Here is a 26,268-nt window from a genome sequence, read left to right as displayed (position 1 = left end):
TGAGGGCACGCGCCGCATTCCCTCCCGTGCCCTCACCCTCGCGCGCTATGCGCGCTTTCCCTCTCCCCGCCGGGGAGAGGGCCTGCATGTCAGCGTGCGATGCCACCCGCGGCGAGAACCGCCAGCGTGACGAGTTCGCTTGCGGTTGAGGTCATCGGCGCAACCTGCACCGGCTTCTCCATGCCGATCAGCATCGGCCCGATCACCGAATCGCCACCAAGTTCGCGCAGCAGCTTGGCCGAGATATGCGCGGACTGCAGGCCCGGCATGATCAGCACGTTCGCCGGCCCCGACAGCCGCGCGAACGGATAGTTCGCCAGCTGCTTGGGGTTGAGCGCAACGTCGGGCGCCATCTCGCCCTCATATTCGAACCCGACCTGACGGCCGTCGAGCACCGTCACCGCATCGCGGATATTGTCGAGCCACTCACCCTTCGGATTGCCGAAGTTCGAATAGCTCAGGAACGCGACGCGCGGCTCATGCCCCATGCGACGCGCGACTGCCGCGGTCTGCTCGGCGAAATCGGCGAGCTGTTCGGCGGTCGGGCGCTCGTTGACCGTGGTGTCAGCGATGAACACCGTGTGGCTCTGCCCGACGAGCAAATGGATGCCGAACGGCGTCTTGCCCGCTGCCGGATCGATCACGCGGTAGATCTGGCGCATCGTCTCGCCGTATGTGCGCGTGATGCCGGTGATCATCGCATCGCCCTCGCCGAGCTGCAGCAGCAGCGCACCGAAGATGTTGCGATCCTGGTTCACCATCCGCTCGCAATCGCGGCGCAGATAGCCACGACGCTGGAGCCGGGCATAGAGCAGCTCGACCATCCGCGGCACCAGCGGCGAGACGCGGCTATTGTGCAGCTCGAAGCTCTCGGGGTCGGTGACGCCCAAGGCACGCAACCGGTCCGGCACGTCGTCGCGACCGACCAGCACCGGCGTACCATAGCCGCCCTCCTTGAACGCGATCGCCGCGCGCAGCACGACCTCTTCCTCGCCCTCGGCGAAGATGACGCGCTTGGGATGCGCCCGTGCGCCCTCATAGGCCATCGACAGCACCGAGGTGGTCGGGTTGAGGCGCGCGCGCAGCGACTGGCGATACGCCTCGATGTCGAGGATCGGCTTGGTCGCGACGCCCGATGCCATCGCCGCCTTGGCGACCGCGACGGGAACGACCTCCATCAGCCGCGGATCGAACGGCGCAGGGATGATATAGGCGGGGCCGAAGCTGTGGCTGACGCCGTACGCCAGCGCCACTTCCTCGGGCACACGCTCGCGCGCCAGCTCGGCGATCGCATTGGCCGCGGCGATCTTCATCGCGTCGTTGATCCCCGTCGCGCGGACGTCGAGCGCACCGCGGAAGATGAACGGGAAGCACAGCACGTTGTTGACCTGATTCGGATAATCCGACCGGCCCGTCGCGACGATCGCGTCGGGGCGCGCGGCCATCGCCAGCTCCGGGCGGATTTCGGGCTCCGGATTGGCCATCGCGAAGATGATCGGCGCCGCCGCCATGTCCTTGACCATCTCGGGCTTGAGCGCGCCTGCCGCCGACAGGCCGAGGAACACGTCGGCGCCAACCAGCGCCTCGGTCAGCGTCCGTGCCGAGCTGGTCGTCGCATGCGCGGACTGCCACTGGTTCACGTCGTCGCGACCCTGATAGATCACGCCCGTACGGTCACACATGATGACGTTGTCGGGGCGCACACCCATCGCCTTCATCAGCTCGGTGCACGCGATCGCCGCGGCCCCTGCGCCGTTGACGACCAGCTTGATGTCGCCAAGCTTGCGCCCGGTAACCCGGCAGGCGTTGATCAGCCCCGCCGCGCAGATGATCGCGGTGCCGTGCTGGTCGTCATGGAACACCGGGATGTTCATGCGTTCGCGCAGCGTCTGCTCGATGATGAAGCACTCAGGTGCCTTGATGTCCTCGAGGTTGATGCCGCCGAACGTCGGCTCCATCAGCTCGACCGCGTCGATGAAGCGATCGACGTCCTCGGTCTTCAGCTCGATATCGATCGAATCGACGTCGGCGAAGCGCTTGAAGAGCACCGCCTTGCCCTCCATCACCGGCTTGGACGCAAGCGCGCCGAGATTGCCCATCCCGAGGATCGCGGTCCCGTTCGAGATCACCGCGACCAGATTGCCCTTGGCGGTATAGTCATACGCGGTCGAGGGATCGTCGGCGATCGCCTGCACCGGGATCGCCACGCCGGGCGAATAGGCAAGCGCGAGGTCGCGCTGCGTCGCCATCGGTTTCGACGCAATGATCTCGAGCTTCCCGGGACGGCCTTCCGAATGGAACAGCAGCGCTTCGCGTTCGGAGAACTGGAGATTATTGTCGTCGGACATGCGCGGGGCCTCGGGGGTATCTGCGGGGGAGCCCATGCCTTTACGGAACACGTGGCTGTTCGTCACCCCTTGAGCGGTCCATGCGAGCGCTATTGGAGCCTGACGCGTCTTTCGCTACCCCGCGGCAATGCCCACTCCTGCCCCTACCCCCATGATGACGCAATATCTCGGCCTGAAGGCGGAGGCCGACGACTGCCTGCTATTCTATCGCATGGGAGATTTTTTCGAACTGTTCATGGACGATGCGCGGATTGCCGCGGCCGTGCTCGACATCGCCCTCACCGCAAGGGGCGAACATGACGGCAAGCCGATTCCGATGTGCGGTGTTCCGGTCCATGCCGCCACCGCCTATCTCCAGCGTCTGATCAAGGCTGGCCACCGCGTCGCAATCGCCGAGCAGGTCGAAAGCCCGGCAGAAGCCAAGGCGCGCGGCGGATCGAAGGCACTTGTCGCGCGCGCGATCGTCCGCGTCGTGACGGCGGGGACGCTGACCGAAGAAGCGCTGCTGGACGCGCGCTCGGACAATTGGTGCGTCGCGATCGGCGAGGCGGGCGGCGCAATCGCGATCGCCGCGGCCGACGTCTCGACGGGGCGGTTCGAGATCGTCGAAGTCGCAAGCGACGCGGTTGGCGCCGAACTCGCGCGATTGGGCGCTGCCGAAGTCGTCGCATCGGAGACCGGCGGATACGAAGAGGTTGCAACGACCTTGCGCCCCAAGACGGACTTTGACAGCAACGCAGGCGAGGCGCGACTGAAGCGCCTGTACGGCGTCGCGACGCTCGACGGTTTCGGTCACTTCGGACGTGCAGGACTCGCCGCGGCGGGCGGTCTCGTCGCGTATCTCGAACATAACGCCAAGGGCGCGCTGCCCTTTCTACGGCCGCCGCGGATCGGTCGTGCTACCGAAACGATGGCGATCGATGCCGCGACGCGCGAGAGCCTCGAACTGACCTGCACGACGGGTAGCGCTCGAAAGGGCAGTCTGCTCGATGCAGTCGACCGTACGGTGACTGGCGCGGGGGCACGATTGCTGGGCGCCGATCTGGGGGCCCCGCTCATGGACAAGGCCGCCATTGACGCACGGCTGGATCTAGTCCGGCTGTTTCATGAAGATCAGGGCCTGCGCGAACGGTTGCGATCAACGTTGCGCGCGCTGCCTGACATTGGCCGCGCACTGGGACGGCTGGCGGCAGGACGTGGTTCGCCACGCGATCTTGGCCAGTTACGCGATGGGCTGGACGGTGCGTGGAACCTCGGCGAGCGACTGGATGCCATCGCCGATGGACCGCGGCTGCTCAGCGAGATTGCGCCGCAGCTGCGCGGACATGGCGCGGTGATCGACCTGTTGAAACGGGCGCTCGTTCCTTCGCCGCCGATCGAGGCGTCCGATGGCGGCTATATCGCGGCGGGGTATGACGCGGCACTCGACGATCTCCGCGACACGGGTGCGGGTGGCAGGCGCGCGATTGCAGCCCTCGAGGCAGAATTCCGGACGGCCACCGGCATCGCTGCCCTGAAGATCCGCCACAATGGCGTGCTCGGCTATCACGTCGAGGTTCCGGCGCGTGCTGCCGACCCGTTGATGAAACCCGAAAGCGGCTTCACGCACCGCCAGACGCTCGCTGGCGTGGTGCGCTTCAATACCCCCGCGCTTCACGAGGTCGCGGCGAAGGTCAGCCAGGCAGGTGCGCATGCGCTGGCGGCGGAATCGGCCCATCTCGAGGATCTTACCGCCCGGGCACTGGCCGTTCGTGAGGCCATCGCCGCGACGGCGGATGCACTCGCTCGCCTCGACGTCGCGGCGGGGCTCGCCGAACGTGCAGCCGAGGGGGGCTGGGCACGCCCGGCGCTGGTCGATCACGCCTGTTTCGAGATCGAGGGCGGCCGGCATCCAGTCGTCGAGGCGGCGGTCGCGAAATCTGGCGACCGGTTCGTTGCCAACGACTGCAACCTGTCCGAGTCGTCGCGACTATGGCTCGTTACCGGGCCGAACATGGGCGGCAAGTCGACGTTTCTCCGCCAGAATGCGTTGATCGCGGTTCTTGCGCAGGCGGGAAGCTACGTCCCGGCGAGCAAGGCGACGCTTGGGCTCGTCGATCGGCTGTTCAGCCGTGTCGGGGCATCGGATAATCTTGCACGCGGCCGATCGACATTCATGGTCGAAATGGTCGAGACTGCCGCGATCCTCGCGCAGGCGACGCCGCGCTCGTTCGTGATCCTCGACGAGGTCGGGCGCGGTACATCGACCTATGATGGACTCGCGATCGCATGGGCGGTGGTGGAGGCGATCCACGAGGATAATCGCTGCCGATGCCTGTTCGCCACGCACTATCATGAGCTGACGCGTCTTGCCGAGCGATGCGACGCGCTTTCGTTGCACCACGTCCGTGCGCGCGAATGGAAGGGCGAGCTCGTCCTGTTGCATGAACTCGCCGATGGTCCCGCCGACCGCAGCTATGGTCTTGCGGTCGCGCGGTTGGCGGGCATGGCGCCGGTCACGGTGCAGCGGGCCAAGGCCGTTCTCGCCAAGCTGGAGGCGGGCCGTGCGAAGACGGGCGGACTTGCCGCCGGCCTCGACGACCTCCCGCTGTTCGCCGCAGCCGCGCAGGTCGAGGAGGTGGCGTGCGACCTGCTCCGCGAGGATCTGGCGAACCTTGATATCGATGCGATGAGCCCGCGCGATGCGCTCGAGGCGCTGTATCGCCTCAAGGCGCTCGCCAGGGAGGAAGCTTAAGCAACCCTATCGGTGCATATGGTGGGCGCTGACGGGTTCGAACCGCCGACCTACTCGGTGTAAACGAGCCGCTCTACCAGCTGAGCTAAGCGCCCTCACGAGGACCAGGCCCCGGAGACCCATGCCCGATGCCAAAGCGCGGGCCTGGGGGCAACCCCCAATGCGACCATCTGTCAGGCAATCCGCAATTCCTCGCGCAGGACGCTCGTCATATAGCCGTGCATCGCGGCGCGCGCTTGCGACGACAGCGCCATATAGGCGCGGCGGCGGTCGTGCGGGTCGCGCTCGCGTTCGAACAGGCCGTCGTCGGTCATCCGCGCGATCCAACGTAACGCCGTCGTCGCCGCTACGGCGGATGCGATGCACAGACTCGACACCGATACGCGCCGGCTTTCGAGTTCGGCTGCATAGAGATCGAGCAGCATGTCCCAGCCCGGATCCTCGAACAATGTCTTCGTGAAGAACTGGTCGCGCATTCGCCGCGTGCGGATGGCGCGGCGGATTTCGGGGGCGCCATGCGACGGAATGGCGGGTGGCGCACCGTACCGATCGATGCGGTCCCCGACGATCGACGGCGGCCGGCGATCGCTTTCCTGTTCGGTCCGCGTAAGGCGCGCCAGCGCCTCGGCGATACGGCTCACCTCGACGTTCAGTCGCTCGAGCCGGACGCTGTCGCTTTCGCGATTAATATCGAACACGCCGTCGGGACCCCGCGCCTGCTCGATCGCCTGCGCCACCGCGCCGACGCACTCGCCGATCCCGGGGTTCACCAGCAGCGCGGTTCCACCACCGAGCGTCACCGCGGCGATCGCATCGATCTGCTCGGGTGCAAGCGCGATGACCAGCGCGGCGCGGTCGCCGGCAGCCCAGGCAACGATCGCACCGAGACGCTCGGCGATCGTCCCGGGTTCGATCCCCGCCGCATCGACGAGCACGACCTGCGGCACGGGCTGTCGTTCCAGCGGATCGTACCAGCCGATCCGTCCCGTCATCCGTCCGCCCAGCGCGGTGAACGCCGTCGCCAGCCGGTCGCTCCCGGCATCACGCGAAGACAGAAACGTGGACGGGTCGGCGATCAGAACCGCTTCGACACCATTGTCGTACCGAATGTCGTTCGCTGGCTCGTGCATCGCCATGGCCGCCCCTTCCGTCTCGATCGGAACGGGCAATAGGCCATGAAACAGACCGTGGTTACACCCGAACTGGATCAGATCCCGGCGGACTTCGCGATGCCAAGGCCGGGATCGCGCCCGACGTCGTCAGCGCGTCAGTCGAGCGCCTTGACGATTTCCTCGACCATCTTCTTCGCGTCGGCGAGCAACATCATCGTATTGTCGCGGTAGAACAACTCGTTATCGACGCCGGCATAGCCGACACCGCCCATCGACCGCTTGATGAACAGCACCGTCTTCGCCTTCTCGACGTCGAGCACGGGCATGCCGTAGATCGGCGAGGACTTGTCCGTCTTCGCAGCCGGATTGGTCACGTCGTTCGCGCCGATCACGAACGCGACGTCGGTCTGCGCGAACTCGCTGTTGATGTCCTCGAGTTCGAAGACGTCGTCATAGGGCACGTTCGCCTCGGCAAGGAGCACGTTCATGTGCCCCGGCATCCGCCCCGCGACGGGGTGGATCGCGTATTTCACGCGGACGCCCTCGGCCTTCAGCTTGTCGCCCATCTCGCGCAGGACGTGCTGGGCCTGCGCCACCGCCATGCCATAGCCCGGAACGATGACGACCTGCTCGGCCTGGCTCATCAGGAACGCGGCATCCTCCGCCGAGCCGCGCTTCCAAGGTCGATCGCTCGCGGCTGCGGATCCGCCGGCCTCGGCGGATTGTCCGAAGCCGCCCGCGATCACGCTGATGAAACTGCGGTTCATCGCGCGGCACATGATGTAGCTAAGGATCGCGCCCGACGATCCGACCAGCGCGCCGGTGATGATCATCGCGGTATTGTGCAGCGTGAAGCCCATCGCCGCGGCCGCCCACCCCGAATAGGAATTGAGCATGCTGACGACCACCGGCATGTCCGCCCCCCCGATCGGCACGATCAGCAGGAAGCCGATGACGAAGCTGAGCACCGTGATCGTCCAGAAGATCCACGGCGCCTGGTCGGTCACGAAATAGGCGATGAGCCCGAGGATGCCGGCGAGCAGCGCGATGTTGATGACGTGGCGGCCAGGCAGCATGATCGGCTTGCCGCCCATGTTGCCGTTGAGCTTCAGGAAGGCGATGACCGAGCCCGAGAAGGTGATCGCGCCGATCGCGACGCCCAGGCCGAGTTCGATCCGGCTGACGGGACGGATGATCGCGACCGGATCGCCGAGCAGCGGGATCATCAGGTCGGAAATGCCGAACGCCTGGGGGTTGAGATAGGCGGCGATCCCGACCAGCACCGCGGCGAGCCCGACGAGCGAATGGAATGCGGCGACGAGCTGCGGCATCGCGGTCATCGCGATCCGCCGCGCGGTCACGAGCCCGATCGCGGCACCGATGCCGATCGCGACGACGATCTCCCAGATCCCGACGTTGAGATGCGTGACGAGGGTCGTGACGACCGCGATCGTCATGCCGATCATGCCGAACCGGTTGCCGCGCTGGCTCGTCGCAGGGCTCGACAGACCACGCAGCGCGAGGATGAAGCACACGCCTGCGACAAGATAGGCCAGCGCCACCCAGGGGTTTACCGCCACGTCATGCATCACTCAGTTCCCCTCGGATCCGTGACGGTCACTTGGCGACCGGCCGTTCCTTTTTCTTGTACATCGCCAGCATTCGCGCGGTGACCGCAAAGCCGCCGAAGATGTTGACGCTCGCCAGCACGACCGCGAGCAGCCCGAGATACTTGGCCACGGGCGAGCCGGCGGCAGCCGATGCGATCAGCGCGCCGACGATGATCACGCTCGAGATCGCATTGGTCACCGCCATCAGCGGCGTGTGGAGCGCCGGCGTCACCGACCAGACAACGTAATAGCCGACGAAGCACGCCATCACGAAGATCGACAGGATCCCGATAAAGTCCATGTCAGCTCCCGCGCCGCGCGCTTAAGTTGAGAAAGTTGAGGGTCTGGCGATGTCTCAACATTCGATACCTCTCATCCGGCCCGCCGCACGAAGAGGTAAGCAGAACCGGCCGATGTAGGACAGCATTATCGTATCCCCGTGCACCCGCCAGCCGAAGCGCGGGGTCATGCGAGCAGTCGCGCATTGACCACCTTGCCGTCCCTGGTCAGCCGGATCGCGTCACCGATCTCCGCGTCGAGGACCGGGCGGCCCGCATCCTTGTCCCAGAAGGCACTGAGAAAGTTGAACAGGTTTCGGCTGAACAGCGCGCTGGCATCGGCGGCAAGGCGGCTCGGCACATTGCGGTGGCCGACGATCCTGACGCCGTTCACGTCCACGATCTCGCCGGCGACGGCGCCCTCGACATTGCCACCCTGCTCGACCGCGAGGTCCACGATCACCGAACCGGGCTTCATGCTCGCGACCTGCGCCGCCGAGATCAGCCGCGGCGCGGGGCGGCCGGGGATCAGCGCAGTGGTGATCACGATGTCCTGCTTGGCGATATGCCCCGACACCAGTTCGGCCTGCGCCGCCTGATATTCGGCGCTCATCTCGCCGGCATAGCCGCCCGCCCCTTCGCCCTCGATCCCGGCAACGGTCTCGACGAAGATCGGTTTGGCCCCCAGCGACTGGATCTGTTCGCGTGTCGCCGCGCGGACGTCGGTGGCGGACACCTGCGCGCCGAGCCGGCGGGCGGTCGCGATCGCCTGGAGTCCTGCGACTCCAACCCCCATCACGAACACTCTTGCTGCGCTGATCGTGCCGGCCGCGGTCATCATCATCGGAAACGCACGGCCATATTCGGCAGCGGCGTCGAGCACCGCCTTGTACCCCGACAGGTTCGACTGCGAGGAGAGGATGTCCATCGACTGCGCGCGCGTGATCCGCGGCATGAACTCCATCGCCAGTGCCTCGTAACCCGCCGCGGCATAGTCGTCGACGCGCGCGCGTCCGCGATCCGGCCCGGTGCCGAACGGATCGAGGCTGGCGACGATCCAGGCGCCGCGCGAAACGCCCGTCAGCGATGACGCGGCCGGCCCCTGCACCCCGAGCACGATGTCGGCACCTGCGAGAGTCGCGGCACGATCCCCGACGGTCGCGCCCGCATCGCGGTACGCGGCATCGGCGATCGAGGCGGTGTCACCGGCGCCCGTCTCGACCGCCAGCGTCGCGCCCAGCGCCGCGAATTTCCGGACGGTTTCCGGCGTTGCGGCAACCCGCCGCTCGCCGTCCGCATGTTCTTTCAGGACGGCGATTTTCATCGGGTTATGCAATCAGCCAGATGACAATCGCGACAAGCAGCGCGCAGGCCATCGCGCCCCATTTCATTACGCCGATCATGCTGCCATAGGTCGCCACATGGCTCTTCATATTCGTATCGTCAGCCATGATCCCGTCCCTTGCGCCATTTTGCTCTGCGCAGACCTTATCCGGGCAAACCCTGAGCCTCAACCCCTACCCCCGGCAAAGCGCTCGCCAGCGGCCGGTAGGCCGGGCATGAATCGCTCATGCGCTTAAGGTGCCCTTTACCTGTCCCGTTTAGGGACCGTCCTGCTATGGGACGGGATATGCCATGACGCGCAACGGGCAGCGGCTGTTACTTCTGATCGACGACGAGACGGCGCAACGGCGACTCGTCGCGGCGCTGGCGGCACGCGGGGGTTGGCGCGCGATCTTCGCGGATGACGGCGAAGCCGCGATCGCGACGCTGGCCACCGACGACGGCGCGCAGCTCGATGCGATCATCCTCGATCGCTCGGCCCCCGACGACGACGCCGCCGCGCTGATCGCGGAATTGCGGACGCGACGCCCGGCGCTGCCGATCCTGATGCTGACCGCCGACGGATCGGTCGAACAGGCGGTCCGGGCGATGCGCGCCGGCGCGACCGACTTCCTCGTCAAGCCGCTTGCCCCCGAACGCCTGCTCGCCTCGCTCGACGCGGTGATGGCAGGCACGACGGCGGGCGAATTGCGTCCGCTGACCGAGAAGATCCCCGCGCTGCTCGCGTTCGACGAGATCGTAGGGTCATCCCCCGATTTCCGCGCCGCGCTGGCGATCGCCGCAAAGGCCGCGCGGGCGCGTGTCGCGGTCCTGCTCGAAGGCGAGAGCGGCGTTGGCAAGGAAGTCATCGCCGAGGCGATCCACGCCGCATCGCCGCGCGCGAAAAAGTCGATGATCAGCGTCAATTGCGGCGCCATCTCCGCCAATCTGGTTGAGAGCATGCTGTTCGGCCACGAGAAGGGCGCGTTCACCGGCGCGTTCGAACGGCGGGTCGGCTGTTTCCAGGAGGCCGATGGCGGGACGTTGTTCCTCGACGAGATCGGCGCGATGCCGCTCGCCGCGCAGGCCAAGCTGCTCCACGTACTGAACACCGGCGAGGTCCAGCCGCTCGGCGGCCGGCACCTGCAGCAGGTCGACGTGCGGGTGATCGCCGCAACCAACACGACGCTGCTCGACGAGGTCGATGCCGGACGGTTCCGCGAGGATCTCTGCTATCGGCTGAACGCGGTGCAGGTCACGATCCCGCCGCTGCGCGAACGCGCGGGCGACATTCCTGCGCTTGCCCGCCACCTGCTCTCGCGAATCGCGCAGCAGCCGGGGTTGCGACCGCTCGGCATCACCGACGACGCGCTCGCGTTGCTCGTGCAATATGACTGGCCGGGCAATGTCCGCCAGATGCAGAACGCGCTCTTCCGGGCCGCAGTGCTCTGCGAGGGCGATGCGCTGACCCGCGCCGACTTTCCGCAGATCGCCGCGCTCGGCACCCGCCAGCGGCATACCAAGCCATCGGTCGCGAGTGGCGGGGGCGTCACGTTGTTCAACGCCGACGGGCATCTACGGACGCTCGAAGAGATCGAGGCCGACGTCATCCGCCTTGCGATCGGCCATTATCGCGGCCGGATGACGGAGGTAGCGCGCCGCCTCGGGATCGGCCGCTCGACGCTGTATCGCAAGCTCAGCGAGCTCGGGATCGACAACGCAGCATGATTTTCGCGACCGCGGTTCCGGCGCAATTGCCCCGGAACCGTCGCCGCCCGCGTTTTACCAGAGCACGCCCTTGACCGGGGTCAGTGGCTTCGGCGCCTCGTCGCCGATCGACTGAAGCAGATCAATCTCGATGGTGCGGCACATCGCGTTGAGCGGCACGTCATGAATCGTGTCCGCGAACGGATCGACCAGATCGTCGCCGATCTGAAGCACGGCAAGGAACATCAGCCCTGCGATCGTCGAGCCGATCGGCGTCGCGAAGCCCAGCGTCTCGACCAGCCCGATCGGCAACAGCACGCAGAACAGTCGCGTGAACAGGCTAGGGAAGAAGCGAAACTGGTTGGGCAGCGGCGTGTTCTTGATCCGCTCCATCCCGCCCTGTGCATTCGCGATATCAACAAGGATGCTTTCGAACTGGGTCTGCTGGATGGTATCGATCCAGCCGTTGCGGCGTGCGATGTCGATCCGGCGACCGGTGCCGTCGAGCAGGCCGTTGGCGGGATTGGTCCGGGCCAGCGCATAGGCCGCCTCGTCCTCCGACAGGAAGCGCAGTACTTCAGGTGCGATCGGCTGGCGGCGGAGCTGGCACCGCAGTGCGTTCACATAGGCGATCTGGCGGAGCACGATCGTGCGCTTGAGATCATGCCCCTCGGGCTCGGGCAGCATGTTGCGCGTCATACGCGCAAGACTGCGCGAGGCATTGGTCATCAGCCCCCAGAGCCCGCGGCTTTCCCACCAGCGCTGATAGGCGGAGTTGTCGCGAAACCCGAGAAACAGCGCGAGCGCGGTACCGAACAGCGTCAGCGGCAGCGACGGCGCGTGAAATGGCAGGACGTAATAGGTGACCGTCACGATCACGTCCCAGACGAACAGTCCGAGCAGCGGGCGCCACACCTCGCTGAGGATCTGACTTAAGCGAGGGGTTGCGGTGACGATCAACGGGCAGCTCCTTGTTTACGCGCCTCTAATGCGCGAAGACCGGTTTCGCTGCAATGCAGCGGTGACCAGCCCCAGCCAAGCGACTGGCCGCGGAATCGCGCCACTTCGCCGGGCGCAAGACGCGCCGCGGCGATCAGCCCCCGCTCAACGACTGGTCGCGCAGTCCACGCCACACCTTGAGCGCCTGAACGGTCTCGGCGACGTCGTGAACGCGCAGGATCTGCACCCCGGCATCCGCCCCCTTGATCGCCAACGCAAGCGATCCGGCCAGCCGCTCCCCGACCGGCGCCTCGTTCGACAGCGCACCGATCAGCCGCTTGCGACTTGCCCCCAGCATGATCGGGCAACCCAGACCGTGGAACAGCGCGAGCCCGTTGAGCAGCGCGAGATTATCGGCAAGCGTCTTGCCGAAGCCGATGCCCGGGTCGACGAGGATCCGCGCCCGGTCGACCCCGCCCGCGACGACCGCGGCGATCCGCGCCTCGAGCCAGTCGAACACATCAGTGACGACGTCGCGGTAGCCGATCCGGCCATGGCCGCCGTCCTTGGGATCGGGCGAGTGCATCAGCACGACGGGGCAGCCGCCTGCCGCGACGACCTCCAGCGCGCGGTCGTCCCACAGCAGCGCGGCGACGTCGTTGACGAGATGCGCGCCGGCGGCGAGCGTCGCCTCCATGACCCCCGCCTTGCGCGTGTCCACCGAGACGATCGCGCCCGCGCGCGCGAGCCGGGTAACGACGGGGACGAGCCGCGCGATCTCGTCGCCCTCCCATATGGCGGGTGCGCCGGGCCGCGTCGATTCGCCGCCGACGTCGATCATCGTCGCGCCCGCCGCGGCCATGTCGATCCCCGCGGCGGCGGCAGCGGCGGGATCCCCGACATGCTTGCCGCCGTCCGAAAAGCTGTCGGGGGTGATATTGAGGATGCCCGCGACGAGTGGCTGGTCGAAGCGCAGCGTCCGCTCGCCGAGCCGGAGCGCGGAGCGCGGGGCGGTGATGACGGCGTGGAGATGCGCGGCGCGCGCGCCCAGCGTCGCGACGTCGGCGACCGGCACCGTGCGCCGGTCACGCCCCTCGATCACCTCATAGGCGGCGAACCACTGCATCCCGCCCGCGAGCCGCGCGACGCTGCCATCGGGATGGCCGATCGGCGTGTCGACGAACTGGACGGGGCGGAGGTGGAGGCTGGTCATGATCCCCTTTTCCCCAAATCCGTCGCTCGATCAAACCCACGCCGTTCGTCCCGAGTAGACATCGAGCTTGTCGAGATGGCGTATCGAGGGACATGTACCTCGATACAAGCCCTCGACTATGCTCGGTCTCTACTCGCCACGAACGGAACTTTGATCAGACCGTCGTCGCCAACAAATAAGTCTGGCGGAGGTCGTCGATCGGTTTGAGCCCCTTGTCGCTCTCGTAATGCCAGAAGCTCCAGCCGTTGCAGGCGGGCGCGTTCTGGAGCGTCGAGCCGAGCTTGTGAATCGAGCCGATCGTCCCGCAATCGCTGAGCAGCGAGCCGTCCGCGCGGATCGTTGCGCGCCACCGCCGCTTCGAATCGGTCAGCACCGTGCCGGGCGTCAGATACGCATTCTCGACCAGCACGCCGAACGCGACCTTGGGCTGCGTGCGCGGGCTCATCATCGTGCGGATCGCGGATTCGTCGAGCGGTAGCGCGGCCTCGATCCGCTCGTGCGCGGCCTCGATATAGTCGCCCTCGCGGTCGATCCCGATCCAGCTGCGCCCCAACCGCTTGGCGACCGCGCCGGTCGTGCCGGTGCCGAAGAACGGATCGAGCACGACGTCGCCGGGCTCGGTGCAGGCGAGCAGGATGCGGTACAGCAGCGCCTCGGGCTTCTGCGTCGGATGGACCTTGGTGCCGTTCTTCTTCAGCCGCTCGGCGCCTCCGCAGGTCGGGAATTCCCAGTCGCTGCGCATCTGGAGCTCGTCGTTGAGCGTCTTCATCGCGCGGTAGTTGAAGTGATACTTCGCCTTCTCGCCCTTCGATGCCCAGATCAACGTCTCGTGCGCGTTGGTGAAGCGCGTGCCGCGGAAATTGGGCATCGGGTTGGTCTTGCGCCAGACGATGTCGTTGAGGATCCAGTAGCCGAGATCCTGCACGGCCGCGCCGACGCGGAAGATGTTGTGGTAGCTGCCGATGACCCAGAGCGAGCCGTCGTCCTTGAGGATGCGGCGCGCTTCCTTGAGCCAGGCGCGGGTGAAGCGGTCATAGGCGGCGAAGGTGTCGAACTTGTCCCAGTCGTCGGTGACCGCGTCTACATGGCTGCCGTCGGGGCGATAGAGTTCGCCGCCGAGCTGGAGATTATAGGGGGGATCCGCAAAGATCATGTCGATCGAGTTCGACGGCAACGCCTTCATCCGCTCGATACAGTCGCCGCGCAGGATCTGGTCGAGCGGAAGAACCGGCTGAACCGCCGGTTCCGCTGCCTTCTTTGCCGCGCGCGGCCGCGCGATCGTGTCGATCAAACCCATGTTTTCCGCCCCTTGTCGGCCCACATAGCGGCGGAATTGTCCGACTCCGTCAAGCAAACAATCGTTAACGGCTTTCTCACGCGATTCGGCGGATGCGACCAATCGAGTCGCCGTCCTCCAGATATTGAGTCGTGGGGGACGTGCGCCTCAAGCCCTTGGGGTGTGGCGCGAAAGACTCAGCTCGTCGTTTCCTTTGCAAAGAGTCCCTCGCGCGCCAGATAGGCCGCAGCGACGGGCGCGAAACTGCGGCGGTGAATCGGCGTGGGGCCGTGGTCGCGCAGCGCCTTCATGTGGTGCGCGCAGCCGTAACCCTTGTTCGAATGCCAGTTATATTCGGGGTGGACGTCGGCGGCGGCGACCATGATCAGGTCGCGCGTATGCTTGGCGACGATCGAGGCGGCGGCGATCGACAGCGATTTGGCATCGCCCCCGACCAGCGGGGTGGCGGGGTAGGTCCAGCGCGGCAGGCGGTTGCCGTCGACGAGGACATGGCCCGGCGCGTGGCCGAGTTCGGTGGCGAGCGCGTCGACCGCGAGCGTCATCGCCTTCATCGTCGCCCAATAGATGTTGAGCGTGTCGATCTCGTCGGGCTCGACGATGCCGATACCGACGATCGCACAGCCCTTGAGCCGCGCGCAGAGCCGTTCGCGTTCGGAGGCGGAGAGCTTCTTCGAGTCGTCGATGCCGCGGGGGACGCCCTTGGCGGGCAGGATCACCGCGGCGGCGACGACCGGGCCGGCGAGCGGACCGCGGCCGGCTTCGTCGACGCCGGCGACGGGGCCGACGCAGAGCTTTTCGTGTTTCATGCCGGGCATGTGCGGTCTTTCAACTGGTCGAACGGGCTGACGCCGAGCGCGTGCCCCATCGGCCCGTGCCCTGCACCCAGCCCCGGCGGCTGTGCAAGCGCGGCGCGGACGAACGCGATCGCGCGCGCGACGGCTGCGTCGATCGGCATGCCCTGCGCCAACCCGGTGGCGATCCCGCTGGCGAGCGTGCAACCGGTGCCGTGCGCGTGGCGGGTTTCGATGCGGGGGTTGGTCCAGCGCGTTTCGCCAGCGTCGGTGACGAGGCGGTCGGTGATCTGCTCGCCCTCGCCGTGCCCGCCCTTGATCAGCACGGCCGGCCCGAGCGCGCGCACCGCCGCCTCGCCGCCAAGGGCGGCGAGTTCGGGGAGGTTGGGGGTGACGAGCTTAGCGACCCGCATGAGGCGGGCGAACGCGGCAATGGTCGCCGGGTCGGCGAGTACGGAGCCGCTGCTGGCGATCATCACCGGGTCGAAGATTATGGGGATGCGTGCTTGGTGATGTCGCCCTGCCCCTCCTTGTTCTCCCGCGAAGGCGGGAGTCCAGTCTGGGCTCCCGCCTTCGCGGGAGAACAATGTGGTCAGGCGGTCGGCTACGGCGTTGGCGGTTTCTGCCGAGCCGATCATGCCGATCTTTACCGCGTCGACGCCGATGTCGGACACGACCGAGTCGATCTGCGCGAGGACGATGTCGGTGGGCACCGGGTGGACCGCCTGAACGCCGAGCGTGTTCTGCGCGGTGATCGCGGTGATGGCGGTCATCGCATGGCCGCCAAGCATCGTCACGGTCTTGATGTCCGCCTGGATGCCGGCGCCGCCGCCTGAATCCGAGCCGGCGATAATCAGGATTCTGGCGGTCATTGGCGGTGCCGGGCGGGGTTGGAGGTCATGAGCTGGGCTATGGCATAGTCGGTGCTGTGCGGGACAGGGGGCCATGCCCTCGCCGCCACCCCGGCGGAGGCCGGGGCCCAATTGGGGGCTGCTGCTGCTGGAGGGCAGCGATCCGTTACCGAAGCCTTTCCAATTGGGCCCCGGCCTTCGCCGGGGTGGTAGAGGTTTGAGAAGGTGTTCAGTGCCGCCTGCCCGACGCCGGCCTCTGCGGGGGGGCGTCGCCCAACCGCGTCGGGCGGTCGAGCAGTTCGCCGCCGCAATTGGGGCAACGCTCGTCGAGCGCGTCTGCGCAGGTCGCACAGAAGGTGCATTCGAACGAGCAGATGAACGCGCCGGGCGCATCGGCCGGAAGCTCGGCAGCGCAGCGTTCGCAGCTGGGGCGCATCTCGAGCATCAGGCGGCCACCTTGCGCACCGCGTCGCAGATCCGGTCGACGACGCGCTCGACCTGACCGGGATCATCGCCCTCCGCCATCACGCGGATCACGGGTTCGGTGCCCGACGGGCGGATGACGAGCCGTCCCTTGCCGACAAGCTCGTCCTCCGCCTGCGCGATCACGGCTTTCACCGATTCGTCGTCGAGCGGTTTGCCGCCGCCGAACCGGACGTTCTTGAGCAACTGCGGCAAGGGCTCGAAGCGGTGCAGCACTTCGCCCGCGGGCGCCCCCGAGCGCTTGACCTCGGCGAGGATCTGAAGCGCCGCAACGAGCCCGTCGCCGGTCGTCGCATAATCCGACAGGATGATATGCCCCGACTGCTCGCCGCCGACATTATAGCCGCTCGACCGCATCTTCTCGAGCACATGGCGATCGCCCACCTTGGTGCGGATCAGACCCAGTCCCTGCGCAGCGAGGTGCCGTTCTAGGCCGAGGTTGGACATGACCGTGGCGACGAGGCCGCCGCCTGCGAGCCGCCCCTGTCGCGCCCAGCTGGCTGCGATCGTCGCCATCAGCTGGTCGCCGTCGACGATCGTGCCGGTCTCGTCGACGACGATCAGCCGGTCCGCGTCGCCGTCGAGCGCGATGCCGATGTCCGCGCCGCTCGCCACCACCGTCTCGGCGAGCGCCTGCGGTGCGGTCGAACCGACGCCGTCGTTGATGTTGATGCCGTTGGGGGTGACACCGATCGCGACGACGTCCGCGCCGAGTTCCCAGAGCGCGGACGGCGCGACCTTGTAGGCGGCGCCGTTCGCGCAATCGAGCACGATCCGCATCCCGTCGAGCCGGAGATTTTCGGGGAAGGTCGACTTGGCGAAATGGATATAGCGTCCCTGCGCGTCGTCGATCCGGCGTGCGCGGCCGATGGCGCTCGACGCGACGAGCGGCACGTCGCCGTCGATCAGCGCCTCGATCGCGGTCTCCGCCTCATCGGACAGCTTGTAGCCATCGGGGCCGAACAGCTTGATCCCGTTATCGGCATAGGGATTGTGGCTGGCGGAGATCATCACGCCGATATCCGCGCGCATCGACTGCGTCAGCATCGCGACCGCGGGCGTCGGCATCGGCCCGACCATCACCACGTCCATGCCGACGCTGGTAAAGCCCGCGACCAGCGCGGATTCGAGCATATAACCCGACAGCCGCGTATCCTTGCCGATCACCACCCGGTGGCGGTGATCGCCCCGCAGGAAATAGGCGCCCGCCGCCATGCCGACCTTCATCGCCATCTCCGCGGTCATCGGCGACAGGTTGGTGGCGCCACGAATGCCATCGGTGCCGAAATATTTCCTTGCCATTCGTTATGCTTTCCGTCCGGTATCGGGGTCTGGCGGCGTTGATAGCGCGGTGTCACACGAAGGGCGAGCATGTCGCAGGCTACACGGATTCTTCTCTCCCTGATCATCGGGCTGGCCGCGGGCATCGCGCTGGCCGCGTTCGCCCCCGGCAGCGTCGGTCCGGTGATCACCGTCGCACAGCCGATCGGCAGCGCCTGGCTGAATGCGTTGCAGATGACGATCGTCCCGCTGGTCGTTTCGCTGCTGATCACCGGCGTCGCCGCAACCGCGGAGGCGGCGCAGGCCGGGCGGCTCGCGGGGCGGGCGATCGCGCTGTATGTCGCGCTGCTCGCGCTGTCGGCGACCGCGGCTGCGCTGGTGACGCCGCTGCTGCTCGCGCTGTTCCCGATTCCCGCCGACTCCGCCGCCAGCCTGCGCGCGGCGATCCCCGGGCTGCATGCGATGAGCGCGGCGCCGCCGCTGGGCGAGTTTTTGGCCGCGATTATCCCGACCAACATCGTCAAGGCGGCGGCCGAGAACGCGTTCATCTCGCTCATCATCTTCGCGCTGATCTTCGCGTTCGCGATGACGCGGATCGATGCGAAGGGCCGCGCGCTGCTGACCGCGTTCTTCACCGCGGTGCGCGACGCGATGCTCGTAGTGATCGAATGGATCCTGTGGATCGCACCCGTCGGCGTCTCCGCGCTCGCGCTCGTCGTCGGCGCACGCGCGGGCACCGGCGCGTTCGGCGCGCTCGTCCATTATATCCTGATCGTCGCCGGCGTGGGCGTCATCGTGTCGCTTGCCGCCTATCCGATCGCGGTGTTCGGCGGGCGCGTGCGGATCGGCGACTATGCGCGCGCCGCGCTGCCAAGCCAGGCGGTCGCGATCAGCACGCAGTCGTCGATCGCCTCGCTCCCGTCGATGGTCGAGGGGGCAAGCGCGCTTGGCGTCCCGGTCGCCACTTCGGGGATCACGCTGCCGCTGGCGGTGGCGATCTTTCGCGCGACCGGGCCGGCGATGAATCTCGCGGTCGCGATCTATGTCGCCTTCTGGTTCGGCGTGCCGCTGTCGCCCGCAGTGCTCGCGGTCGGCGTCGTCGTCGCGACGCTGACCTCGCTCGGGTCGGTCAGCTTGCCGGGCACGATCAGCTATGTCAGCGCGATCGCGCCGATCGCGGCGGCGATCGGGGCACCGGTCGCGCCGCTGGGGCTGCTCGTCGCGGTCGAGACGATCCCCGACATCATCCGGACGCTGGGGAACGTTATGATGGATCTCGCGACCACGGTGACGCTCTCGCGCCGCGGCGGAGCCCGTGACAGCGAAGGATGACACCGCCATGAAATATCGTACGCTCGGCCCCGATTTCGAAGTTTCCGCGCTCGGGCTCGGCTGCATGCCGATGGCCGGGATCGGCAAGGGCATGTACGGCGAGGCGAACGCGGACGAGAGCATCGCGACGATCCACCGCGCGATCGAACTGGGCGTGACGCTGTTCGACACCGCCGAGATCTATGGTCCGCTGATCAACGAGGAGCTGCTCGGCAAGGCGATCCGCGGCAAGCGCGACGGCGTCGTGATCGCGACCAAGTTCGGCTTCCGCTATGACGACAACGGCATGACCGGCGTCGACAGCACCCCCGCCAATGTGCGGCGTGCGTGCGAGGGATCGCTGAAGCGGCTCGGCGTCGAGACGATCGACCTGCTGTACCAGCACCGCGTCGACCCGGGCGTGCCGATCGAGGAGACGGTGGGCGCGATGGGCGAGCTCGTCCGCGAGGGCAAGGTGCGGCATCTGGGGCTTTCCGAAGCCGGGCTCGACACGATCCGGCGCGCCGCGGCGACGCATCCGATCGCCGCGCTGCAGAGCGAATATTCGCTGTGGGAGCGCGGGATCGAGGACGCAATCCTGCCGCTGTGTCGCGAACTGGGGATCGGGTTCGTGCCCTATTCGCCGCTTGGGCGCGGGTTCCTGACGGGGCAGATCACCGGGCGGTCGGATCTGCCCGAGGGCGATTATCGGCGCAACGATCCGCGCTATTCGGACGAGAACTTCGCCAAGAACATGGAAATGGTCGCGGTGGTGAAGGGTATCGCCGACACGCATGGCGCGAGCCCGGCGCAGGTGGCACTCGGGTGGCTGCTCGCGCAGGGTGACGACATCGTGCCGATCCCGGGGTCGAAGCGTCGCGTCACGCTAGAGGACAGCATGAAGGCGGCGGAGATCACGCTGTCGGCGGACGATCTGGCCAAGCTCGATGCGGCGGCCCCCAAGGGCGGCACGGCCGGGCCGCGGTATGGGGAGAAGGCGCTGTCGATGACGCGGATCTAACCGGGCCCTACCCTCTCATAATCGTCATCCCCGCGCAGGCGGGGATCCAGACTGGCGAACCGTGGTCTATCACGAACCGCAGAGTGTCTGGATCCCCGCCTTCGCGGGGATGACGGATCGTTTAGGCAATGACGGATCATGGGGAATGATCCGTCGGCAGGTCCAGCAGCCTTACTGAACCCCGTGCATCCACTTCTTGATAAGCGGCGAGATCAGCAGCAGCAGCACGCCGATCCCCGCCGAGACGAGCCCGATCGTCCAGAACACGCCCGCATAGGTGTCGAGGCTGACCTTCAAATTGGTCACCTGCCCGCCGACCGTCTCGACGCTCGCGACCTGCGCGACGATGCCCGCGACATATTGCGCGACCGAGATCGACAGGAACCACACGCCCATCATCAGCCCGACGACGCGCGCGATCGACAGCTTGGTGATCATGCTGAGCCCGACCGGCGAGATGCAGAGCTCGGCGAACGAGTGGATGAAATAGAGACCCGCCAGCCACCAGATCGCGACCTTGAACGTCGGCCCGACCATGCTCGCGCCCCAGACGAGGAACAGGAAGCCGACGCCGACGCCGATCAGCGCGATGCCGAACTTGACCGGGATCGACGGCTCGATGCCCCGGGCGGCGAGCTTGGTCCACAGGATCGACATCACCGGCGCGAGCGCGACGATGAAGAACGCGTTGAAGAACTGCGTCTGCCCGGCCGAGATGCTGAACAGCCCGAACACGCTGAGATCGGTGTTGCGATCCGCAAACAGCGTCAGGCTCGAGCCAGCCTGCTCGAACAAGGTCCAGAACACGACGTTGAACACGATCAGCACCATCGCCGCGAGCATCATCTGGAACTCGCGCCGCTCGCCGTTGACGAACGACCAGATCAGGATGCCCGGCACCGCGACCAGGAACGTGCCGAACAGCAATTTGCCCATCAGCGACAGCGAGACGATGTAGCCGACGATCCCCGACCCTGGCACCGGAGGCTCTGCGTTCATCAGGTTGACGAACAGCAGGTAGAAGATCGGAATGCCGAGCAGCGCGAGCGCATAGATGCCGAGCGCGCGATCGGGGCCGCTGCGCACCGGCGGCTCGCCGTATCCGTTGAGTTTGCCGCCATCGAACTGGATCAGCGTCCACGAGAACAGCATGCCGATCGCCGCCAGCCCGAAGCCGGCCCACCAGCCGAACGCGACCGCGAGGAACGGGCAGAGCAGCTGCGAGAACAGCGAGCCGAGGTTGATCCCCATGTAGAAGATCGTGAACCCGGCATCGCGCCGCTTGTCGCCCTGTGCGTAGAGCTCGCCGACCATCGTCGAGATGTTGGGCTTGAAGAAGCCGTTACCGACCGAGATCATGCACAGCGCGAGCAGCATGATCGTGACGTAGAACTCGCTGCGTTCGGCACCCGACGCAAAGCCACCCTTCTCGACGGTGCGCGCGACCGAGCCGTCGGCGGCGAGCAGCGAGACGGTGCCGTCATCGTTACCCTTGATCTGAAGGCGCCCGGCGGGATCGGCGAGATAGCGGACCTCGGTGCCGTTGCGCTCCTCGACCTGGATCTCGTAGCGCTGGCTGGCGATCGTAGCATAGGGCTTGGCGGTCTCGCCGCCGAAGCAGAGCAGCAGATACCCCATCGCCATGATGATCGCGCCGAACTTCACCGCGCGCTTCGAACCCAGATACTGATCCGCGAGATAGCCGCCGACGAGCGGCGTCAGATACACCAGCGCAGTGTAGCCGCCGTACAGCCCGGTCGCCTCACGGTCGCCGAACACGAAATGCTTGGTGAGGTACAGCGTGAGCAGCGCGCGCATGCCGTAATAGCCGAAACGCTCCCACATTTCGGTGGTGAACAGTCGCGCGAGCTGGCGGGGATGGCCGAACCAGGTCTCCCCGCTGGCGGGGTTCACGCGGGTGATATCCGGCTCTCGCGGTGTATCCGCGGTCGGGGTGTCCACCATCTCTTACGCTCCCTGCTACGCTGGGCCGCCGTCGAACGCGGCGGCTTCATTGCCGCCTTACCTAGCGGCAAAGCCGGGACTGTAAATATCGGTAGCCGCGGGACCGCCTGCTAAATCGCGGATGCGGCTGTAAATTGCCGCGCTACGTGCCTATCTGCGGGGCGATGTTCAACGACACTTCCAGTCCGCTCGCACTGCTCGCGACCCGCCGCTCGGGCAAGCCGCGCGACCTTGCCGCCCCCGGTCCCGACGCCGACCAGTTCGCGCAAATCCTCGCGATCGCCGCGCGGACCCCCGATCACGGCAAGCTGGCACCCTGGCGCTTCGTCGTGGTCGGGCAGGACCAGCGGACCGCGCTGGCTGCGCTGATCATCGATGCGTACCGCGTCGAGCGCCCCACCGCGTCGCGCACCGAGATCGAAGCGCTCGACCAGTTCGCGCATCAGGCCCCTGCGCTCGTCGTCGTGCTGTCGTCGCCCAAGCCGAGCCACATCCCGGTATGGGAGCAGGAATTATCGGCGGGGGCCGCGTGCATGAACCTGCTCCACGCGGTGCATGCGCTCGGCTTTGCCGGCGGCTGGCTGACCGGGTGGCCGAGCTTTTCGGACGCGGTTCGCGATGCGTTCGGAGAACCGCACGAGCGCATCGCCGGATTCATGTTCATCGGCACGCCATCGCGCGCGCTCGACGAACGCCCCCGCCCCGATATGGAACGCGTCGTCTCGCGCTGGCGGCCGTAGGACTCGACGAATCGCCGAATTGCTGTATTAGGGAAGCATGACAGCGCTCAGCAGCGACGACAGCCCGGTATATCTCCGCCTCCGCAGCACGATCGCGGCCGGGATCCTGCGTGGCGACTATCGCACGGGCGACCAGCTGCCATCGGTGCGCGCTTTTGCCGCGGAACACGGCGCCAATCCGCTGACGGTGGCCAAGGCCTATCAGAGCTTTCAGGACGACGGCTATGTCGAGGTGCGCCGCGGCGTCGGCATGTTCGTGATGCCGGGCGCCGCCGAAGCGCTGCGCGTCGCCGAGCGCGAGAACTTCGTGACGACGCAGTGGCCGCGGATCCTCGGACATATCGAACTGCTCGGGCTCGACGCGCACGACCTGCTGGAGCGCGAGCGGATCTGATCTGTCGCGCCGGTCGAGGGTAGCCGGCCTAGAAGATTCCGAGTGCGGCGACATCCTCGACGCTGAGGTCGATCCCGAACAACAGGCTCATCCGGATCCGGTACACGCGCGGATCGGTGATCTCGCCAGCGGTGGTGTCGGTGCCCGACCGGCGGCGATAATTGCGGCCGATCAGCGAGGCGAAGCCGTTCGGAAGGACGATGCTCGCGATCGGCGTATGCGTGAAGCGGCTGGCGGGCGCGGTCGAGGTCCAGTGGTTCCCCATAGCCAGATCCGCGTCGAACACCTCGGCCAGCGTGAAGCTGTATTGCGGCTGGAACCCGCCCGTCTCGCCGCGGCCATCGGTGGACATCGGATCGCCGTCACGCAGCAACAGCCAGCCCTGCTCGGTCGCGTCGAGCCGGAAACGCGCGCCGTCCGGCGCAGTTGCCTCGGCCCCGTCCGCCAGCGGGAGAACGGGCGTGTAGCTGCCGCCGAAACCGGTGTCTGCGATCCAGTCCTGCCCGTCGATCGTCACCAGCGCGAACGTATGCGTCAGTGGCGGAACGTCGGTCGCGGCGATCCAGACGCGCGCGAGGAGCGGCCGCGCAGTAAACCCGAGTTCGGCGAGCGCATCGAGGAACAGCCGGTTATGCTCGAAACAATAGCCGCCGCGGCGCGCGGTGACGAGCTTGGCGAAGACCGGGGCACTGTCGATCGCGACACCGCGCCCGAGCACGACGTCGAGATCCTCGAACGGGATCGCCAGCCGGTGCGCCTGTTGCAAGCGACCGAGCCCGATCGAATCGAGCGTCGGCCGCGCGGGCATGGCGACACGGGTGAGATAGGCGTCGAGGTCTAACATCTGGTTTTCTGTATCCCTTTTCCGCCCCCTATACCGTTCGTGCTGTGCGAAGTCGAAGCACCTGCGTGCAGGACGTGCCCTTCGACTTCGCTCAGGGCGAACGGACGGTGGAGGATCGAACGGGGGTAGAGGGCATGCACGAGGGCGGGCCCCTACCCCCACCTCCGTCATCCTGACGAAAGTCAGGATTCAGAGCCACACGCGATACCGTGCTTGGCTCTGGATCCCGGGTCGAACCCAGAATGACGGGGCTTGATCGCGCGGCTCAGGCGGCGAACAGGTCCGCCTCGATCGAATAGAGCACCGCCGCGCTGGCGTTGGCCGCCGCATTCAGCCCCATCGCCTCGGGGACGATCTGGTCGAGGTAGAACCGCACCGCCGCGGTCTTCATCCGGCCAAAGTCGTCTGTGCCGGCAACGCCGCCCTGCCGCTCCATCAGCCAGCCGCAGGTCGCGACCGACAGCATCGTGAGGAACGGATAGCTCGCCGCGAGCTTGTCGTCGGCGTCCGCGGTGGCCAGGCGACGACCGATTGCCTCGCACGCGTCGACCAGTGCCAGCAGCCGCTCGTCCTTTGCCTCCGCGCGGATGTCGGCGATCAGCGCGGCGAACGCGCCGCCCCCTTCTAGATTATGGCCGAGACCGAGCTTCCGACCGACGAGGTCAGCGGCTTGGATGCCGTTCGTCCCCTCGTAGATCGGCGTGATGCGCGCATCGCGGAAATACTGTGCGGCGCCGGTCTCCTCGACATAGCCCATGCCGCCGTGGACCTGGATGCCGAGCGAGGCGACCTCGTTGCCGAGATCGGTGCCGTGCGCCTTGGCGAGCGGGGTCACGAGTTCGAGCCGGTTGCGCGCGGCGTGATCGCCCAGATTGGCGCGATCGACCTGCCCCGCGGCGTAATAGACGAGCGCACGCGCCGCCTGCGTCTGCGCCTTCATCCGCATCAGCATGCGGCGGACGTCGGGATGCTCGACGATCTTGACCGACTCCTTGTTCGGCGAACCCGCGCGCGCCGACTGGACGCGGTCGAGCGCATAAGCGACCGCGCCTTGCGTCGCGCCCTCGGCGACCTGGACGCCCTGAAGCCCGACGTTGAGGCGCGCGTTGTTCATCATCGTGAACATCGCGCGGATACCGCCGAGCTCCGCGCCGATCAGCTCGCCGATGCAGTCGTCATGGTCGCCGAAGCTGAGCACGCAGGTCGGCGAGGCGTGGAGCCCCATCTTGTGCTCGATCGACACGACGCGGACGTCGTTGAAGTCGCCCGGCGTGCCGTCGTCCTTGAGTCGGTATTTCGGCACGAGGAACAGCGAGATGCCCTTGGTCCCTGCCGGTGCGCCCGGCGTCCGCGCGAGGACGAGGTGGACGATGTTCGGCGCCATGTCGTGGTCGCCGAACGAGATGTAGATCTTCGTGCCCTTGATCGACCATTTGCCGTCGCCGAGCGGGGTCGCGGTCGCGCGGAGCGCGCCCACGTCGGAGCCCGCCTGCGGTTCGGTCAGGTTCATCGTGCCGGTCCATTCGCCGGTCGCGAGATGCGGGAGGTAGAGCGCCTGCTGTTCGGGCGAGCCGTGATGCTGGAGCGCCTCGATCGCGCCGACGGTCAGCGTCGGGCAGAGCGCGAAGCCCATGTTCGCCGAACCCAGCGTGTCGAGCACCGCGGTCTGGATCGCGAAGGGGAGGCCCTGCCCGCCCCATTCTTCCTCGACGCCGATGGTGCCCCAGCCGCCCTCGACATAATCCTTGTACGCCTGCGCGAAGCCGTCGGGCATGACGACGCCCTCGGGGGTCCATTTCGCGCCGACGGTGTCGCCGGTGCGGTTGAGCGGCGCCCATTCGCCGGCGGCGAGCTGCCCAACGCCTTCGAGCACCGCGTCGACGACGTCGTCGCTCGCGGCGGCATAGCGTTCGGTGTCGGCGAGTTCGCCGATCCGTACGACGTGATCGAGCACGAAACGCTGTTCGGTGGTTGCCGGTGTGAAGGCCATCGCATCCTCTTATCGCTACGGTTTGGACCCGCTATA

Annotated in this window: 22 protein-coding genes and 1 tRNA gene; 6 read left to right on the top strand and 17 right to left on the bottom strand. The window is 66.9% G+C overall.

Annotation, left to right across the window (positions count from 1 at the left end):
• Positions 1-89 precede the first annotated feature (89 nt).
• A complete protein-coding gene (locus AC0CH3_RS11315) occupies positions 90-2,348 on the bottom strand; it encodes an NADP-dependent malic enzyme (protein ID WP_056017781.1) in 2,259 nt (752 codons plus the stop codon).
• A 151-nt stretch (positions 2,349-2,499) separates the two neighbouring features.
• Between AC0CH3_RS11315 and mutS the strand changes: the two genes are divergently transcribed.
• Entirely contained in the window at positions 2,500-5,082 is a 2,583-nt protein-coding gene (mutS, locus tag AC0CH3_RS11310; protein WP_354301027.1) for a DNA mismatch repair protein MutS, read from the top strand.
• 19 nt (positions 5,083-5,101) lie between these two features.
• On the opposite strand, the gene AC0CH3_RS11305 is transcribed toward mutS, so the two are convergent.
• From AC0CH3_RS11305 to AC0CH3_RS11280, 6 genes are all read right to left on the bottom strand, one after another.
• Positions 5,102-5,177: transfer RNA gene (locus AC0CH3_RS11305), tRNA-Val, on the bottom strand.
• A 78-nt stretch (positions 5,178-5,255) separates the two neighbouring features.
• Complete coding sequence (locus AC0CH3_RS11300; protein ID WP_457325006.1) at positions 5,256-6,218, bottom strand: hypothetical protein; 963 nt, start codon at positions 6,216-6,218, stop codon at positions 5,256-5,258.
• Between the two features lie 131 nt (positions 6,219-6,349).
• Positions 6,350-7,783 carry an NAD(P)(+) transhydrogenase (Re/Si-specific) subunit beta gene (locus AC0CH3_RS11295; RefSeq protein WP_465237909.1) on the bottom strand — a complete coding sequence of 478 codons (1,434 nt, stop codon included), beginning with the start codon at positions 7,781-7,783 and terminating at the stop codon, positions 6,350-6,352.
• A 28-nt stretch (positions 7,784-7,811) separates the two neighbouring features.
• The gene (locus AC0CH3_RS11290) at positions 7,812-8,105 is read right to left on the bottom strand and encodes an NAD(P) transhydrogenase subunit alpha part 2 (RefSeq protein WP_056017793.1); all 294 of its coding nucleotides are present in this window, start codon (positions 8,103-8,105) and stop codon (positions 7,812-7,814) included.
• A gap of 164 nt (positions 8,106-8,269) precedes the next feature.
• Entirely contained in the window at positions 8,270-9,406 is a 1,137-nt protein-coding gene (locus tag AC0CH3_RS11285; protein ID WP_354301023.1) for an NAD(P) transhydrogenase subunit alpha, read from the bottom strand.
• Positions 9,407-9,410: 4 nt separating this feature from the next.
• Positions 9,411-9,533 (bottom strand): aa3-type cytochrome c oxidase subunit IV, encoded by a 123-nt coding sequence (locus AC0CH3_RS11280; RefSeq protein WP_235532247.1) that lies wholly within the window; start codon positions 9,531-9,533, stop codon positions 9,411-9,413.
• A gap of 184 nt (positions 9,534-9,717) precedes the next feature.
• On the opposite strand from AC0CH3_RS11280, the gene AC0CH3_RS11275 reads away from it, so the two are divergent.
• Positions 9,718-11,133 (top strand): sigma-54-dependent transcriptional regulator, encoded by a 1,416-nt coding sequence (locus AC0CH3_RS11275; protein ID WP_354301021.1) that lies wholly within the window; start codon positions 9,718-9,720, stop codon positions 11,131-11,133.
• Positions 11,134-11,187: 54 nt separating this feature from the next.
• On the opposite strand, the gene AC0CH3_RS11270 is transcribed toward AC0CH3_RS11275, so the two are convergent.
• The 7 genes from AC0CH3_RS11270 to glmM form a co-directional block, all read right to left on the bottom strand.
• Positions 11,188-12,072, bottom strand: coding sequence for a bestrophin family protein (locus tag AC0CH3_RS11270; RefSeq protein ID WP_056017803.1), 885 nt, complete (start codon positions 12,070-12,072; stop codon positions 11,188-11,190).
• A 133-nt stretch (positions 12,073-12,205) separates the two neighbouring features.
• Positions 12,206-13,264 carry a dihydropteroate synthase gene (gene folP, locus AC0CH3_RS11265; protein WP_354301019.1) on the bottom strand — a complete coding sequence of 353 codons (1,059 nt, stop codon included), beginning with the start codon at positions 13,262-13,264 and terminating at the stop codon, positions 12,206-12,208.
• Between the two features lie 154 nt (positions 13,265-13,418).
• The gene (locus tag AC0CH3_RS11260; RefSeq protein ID WP_354301018.1) at positions 13,419-14,561 is read right to left on the bottom strand and encodes a site-specific DNA-methyltransferase; all 1,143 of its coding nucleotides are present in this window, start codon (positions 14,559-14,561) and stop codon (positions 13,419-13,421) included.
• 176 nt (positions 14,562-14,737) lie between these two features.
• The gene (locus tag AC0CH3_RS11255) at positions 14,738-15,376 is read right to left on the bottom strand and encodes a ribonuclease HII (RefSeq protein WP_354301016.1); all 639 of its coding nucleotides are present in this window, start codon (positions 15,374-15,376) and stop codon (positions 14,738-14,740) included.
• A complete protein-coding gene (thiD, locus tag AC0CH3_RS11250) occupies positions 15,364-16,224 on the bottom strand; it encodes a bifunctional hydroxymethylpyrimidine kinase/phosphomethylpyrimidine kinase (protein WP_465237899.1) in 861 nt (286 codons plus the stop codon). Before thiD ends, AC0CH3_RS11255 begins: the two co-directional genes overlap by 13 nt.
• Before the next feature lie 208 nt (positions 16,225-16,432).
• A complete protein-coding gene (locus tag AC0CH3_RS11245) occupies positions 16,433-16,648 on the bottom strand; it encodes a DUF1272 domain-containing protein (protein ID WP_354301012.1) in 216 nt (71 codons plus the stop codon).
• Positions 16,648-17,988, bottom strand: a complete 1,341-nt coding sequence (glmM, locus tag AC0CH3_RS11240; RefSeq protein ID WP_056017820.1) for a phosphoglucosamine mutase — start codon at positions 17,986-17,988, stop codon at positions 16,648-16,650. The genes AC0CH3_RS11245 and glmM overlap by 1 nt, the downstream gene beginning before the upstream one ends.
• A gap of 69 nt (positions 17,989-18,057) precedes the next feature.
• Here glmM and AC0CH3_RS11235 point away from each other — a divergent pair, with 69 nt between their 5' ends.
• Together AC0CH3_RS11235 and AC0CH3_RS11230 are read left to right on the top strand one after the other, a co-directional pair.
• Positions 18,058-19,299: a dicarboxylate/amino acid:cation symporter gene (locus AC0CH3_RS11235; RefSeq protein ID WP_333995469.1), complete on the top strand. Its 1,242-nt coding sequence runs from the start codon at positions 18,058-18,060 to the stop codon at positions 19,297-19,299.
• 7 nt (positions 19,300-19,306) lie between these two features.
• Positions 19,307-20,299 (top strand): aldo/keto reductase, encoded by a 993-nt coding sequence (locus AC0CH3_RS11230; protein ID WP_354301009.1) that lies wholly within the window; start codon positions 19,307-19,309, stop codon positions 20,297-20,299.
• Between the two features lie 171 nt (positions 20,300-20,470).
• Here the strand turns inward: AC0CH3_RS11230 and AC0CH3_RS11225 are convergent, their stop codons facing one another.
• A complete protein-coding gene (locus AC0CH3_RS11225; protein ID WP_354301007.1) occupies positions 20,471-22,264 on the bottom strand; it encodes a peptide MFS transporter in 1,794 nt (597 codons plus the stop codon).
• A gap of 164 nt (positions 22,265-22,428) precedes the next feature.
• On the opposite strand from AC0CH3_RS11225, the gene AC0CH3_RS11220 reads away from it, so the two are divergent.
• Positions 22,429-23,004, top strand: a complete 576-nt coding sequence (locus tag AC0CH3_RS11220) for a nitroreductase family protein (protein WP_333995476.1) — start codon at positions 22,429-22,431, stop codon at positions 23,002-23,004.
• Between the two features lie 37 nt (positions 23,005-23,041).
• The gene (locus AC0CH3_RS11215; protein WP_056017830.1) at positions 23,042-23,398 is read left to right on the top strand and encodes a GntR family transcriptional regulator; all 357 of its coding nucleotides are present in this window, start codon (positions 23,042-23,044) and stop codon (positions 23,396-23,398) included.
• A gap of 28 nt (positions 23,399-23,426) precedes the next feature.
• On the opposite strand, the gene AC0CH3_RS11210 is transcribed toward AC0CH3_RS11215, so the two are convergent.
• Together AC0CH3_RS11210 and AC0CH3_RS11205 are read right to left on the bottom strand one after the other, a co-directional pair.
• On the bottom strand, positions 23,427-24,242 hold the full coding sequence (locus AC0CH3_RS11210; protein ID WP_354301005.1) for an arylamine N-acetyltransferase family protein: 816 nt from the start codon (positions 24,240-24,242) through the stop codon (positions 23,427-23,429).
• Positions 24,243-24,507: 265 nt separating this feature from the next.
• Entirely contained in the window at positions 24,508-26,232 is a 1,725-nt protein-coding gene (locus AC0CH3_RS11205; protein ID WP_354301003.1) for an acyl-CoA dehydrogenase, read from the bottom strand.
• Between the last annotated feature and the right edge of the window lie 36 nt (positions 26,233-26,268).

This window comes from Sphingomonas sp. AC449 (assembly GCF_979253475.1).
This window is presented reverse-complemented; position numbering and strand designations above follow the sequence as displayed.

Coding starts and splice junctions, on each gene's coding strand:
- AC0CH3_RS11315 (WP_056017781.1), bottom strand. CDS start 2,348: ATGTCCGACGACAATAATCTCCAGTTCTCCGAACGCGAAGCGCTGCTG.
- mutS (WP_354301027.1), top strand. CDS start 2,500: ATGATGACGCAATATCTCGGCCTGAAGGCGGAGGCCGACGACTGCCTG.
- AC0CH3_RS11300 (WP_457325006.1), bottom strand. CDS start 6,218: ATGGCGATGCACGAGCCAGCGAACGACATTCGGTACGACAATGGTGTC.
- AC0CH3_RS11295 (WP_465237909.1), bottom strand. CDS start 7,783: ATGCATGACGTGGCGGTAAACCCCTGGGTGGCGCTGGCCTATCTTGTC.
- AC0CH3_RS11290 (WP_056017793.1), bottom strand. CDS start 8,105: ATGGACTTTATCGGGATCCTGTCGATCTTCGTGATGGCGTGCTTCGTC.
- AC0CH3_RS11285 (WP_354301023.1), bottom strand. CDS start 9,406: ATGAAAATCGCCGTCCTGAAAGAACATGCGGACGGCGAGCGGCGGGTT.
- AC0CH3_RS11280 (WP_235532247.1), bottom strand. CDS start 9,533: ATGGCTGACGATACGAATATGAAGAGCCATGTGGCGACCTATGGCAGC.
- AC0CH3_RS11275 (WP_354301021.1), top strand. CDS start 9,718: ATGACGCGCAACGGGCAGCGGCTGTTACTTCTGATCGACGACGAGACG.
- folP (WP_354301019.1), bottom strand. CDS start 13,264: ATGACCAGCCTCCACCTCCGCCCCGTCCAGTTCGTCGACACGCCGATC.
- AC0CH3_RS11260 (WP_354301018.1), bottom strand. CDS start 14,561: ATGGGTTTGATCGACACGATCGCGCGGCCGCGCGCGGCAAAGAAGGCA.
- AC0CH3_RS11255 (WP_354301016.1), bottom strand. CDS start 15,376: ATGCCCGGCATGAAACACGAAAAGCTCTGCGTCGGCCCCGTCGCCGGC.
- thiD (WP_465237899.1), bottom strand. CDS start 16,224: ATGACCGCCAGAATCCTGATTATCGCCGGCTCGGATTCAGGCGGCGGC.
- AC0CH3_RS11245 (WP_354301012.1), bottom strand. CDS start 16,648: ATGCTCGAGATGCGCCCCAGCTGCGAACGCTGCGCTGCCGAGCTTCCG.
- glmM (WP_056017820.1), bottom strand. CDS start 17,988: ATGGCAAGGAAATATTTCGGCACCGATGGCATTCGTGGCGCCACCAAC.
- AC0CH3_RS11235 (WP_333995469.1), top strand. CDS start 18,058: ATGTCGCAGGCTACACGGATTCTTCTCTCCCTGATCATCGGGCTGGCC.
- AC0CH3_RS11230 (WP_354301009.1), top strand. CDS start 19,307: ATGAAATATCGTACGCTCGGCCCCGATTTCGAAGTTTCCGCGCTCGGG.
- AC0CH3_RS11225 (WP_354301007.1), bottom strand. CDS start 22,264: ATGGTGGACACCCCGACCGCGGATACACCGCGAGAGCCGGATATCACC.
- AC0CH3_RS11220 (WP_333995476.1), top strand. CDS start 22,429: ATGTTCAACGACACTTCCAGTCCGCTCGCACTGCTCGCGACCCGCCGC.
- AC0CH3_RS11215 (WP_056017830.1), top strand. CDS start 23,042: ATGACAGCGCTCAGCAGCGACGACAGCCCGGTATATCTCCGCCTCCGC.
- AC0CH3_RS11210 (WP_354301005.1), bottom strand. CDS start 24,242: ATGTTAGACCTCGACGCCTATCTCACCCGTGTCGCCATGCCCGCGCGG.
- AC0CH3_RS11205 (WP_354301003.1), bottom strand. CDS start 26,232: ATGGCCTTCACACCGGCAACCACCGAACAGCGTTTCGTGCTCGATCAC.